Here is a 713-nt window from a genome sequence, read left to right as displayed (position 1 = left end):
ACGGGTCGCGGGCGCCACGGCGTCGCCCGTCACGATCCCCGTGTCCTACGACGGCGACGACCTCGCCGCGACGGCGACGCTGCTGGCCGTCTCGACGGAGGCCCTCGTGGCCCGCCACACCTCGATCGAGTGGCGCGTCGCGTTCATCGGGTTCGCGCCGGGCTTCGGCTACCTCGTGAGCGACGACTGGCCGTTCGAGGTGCCCCGCCTCGACGCGCCGCGCCCACGGGTGCCGGCCGGCTCCGTCGCGCTCGCCGGCGCATTCGGCGGCGTCTACCCGCGGCAGAGTCCGGGCGGCTGGCGGCTGATCGGGCGCACGTCGTCCGCGCTCTGGGATGCGGAGTCGGCCGATCCGGCGCTGCTCGCGCCCGGACGTCGGGTGCGCTTCGAGGCGGTCGACGCGGGATGACCCGCCTGCGTGTCGAGCACCCGGGCGCCTCGGCGCTCGTGGAGGACCTCGGCCGCCCCGGCCTCGCGCACCTGGGCGTCGCGGCATCCGGTGCCCTCGACCGCGGTGCGCTGGCGCTCGCGAACCGGCTCGTGGGCAATGCCGACGGCGCCGCGGCGCTCGAGCTGGCCGTGGGCGGGTTCCGGGCGCGGTTCGAGGGCGAGGCCTGGTTCGCGGTCACGGGCGCATGGGGACCGCTCACCCTCGACGGTCGCCCCATCCCGCCCTACACCGCGGCCCGCGCCCACGACGGCGCCGTGCTCGA

The 713-nt window shown here is 77.3% G+C and carries 1 protein-coding gene and 1 pseudogene; both read left to right on the top strand.

The genetic code is table 11. The features are described from left to right. On the top strand, nt 1-409 hold a 409-nt coding region (locus GH736_RS23835; RefSeq protein WP_159607578.1), incomplete at its 5' end, for a 5-oxoprolinase subunit B family protein. After that, nucleotides 406-713, top strand: a pseudogene (locus GH736_RS23830) (allophanate hydrolase subunit 2 family protein); the annotation flags it as partial. The gene GH736_RS23835 and the pseudogene GH736_RS23830, both read left to right, overlap by 4 nt.

It is taken from the genome of Agromyces humi (assembly GCF_009720255.1).
Classification (GTDB): Bacteria; Actinomycetota; Actinomycetes; order Actinomycetales; family Microbacteriaceae; genus Agromyces; species Agromyces humi.
The sequence above is the reverse complement of the archived record's forward strand: the minus strand, read 5'-3'. Positions and strand labels throughout refer to the sequence as shown.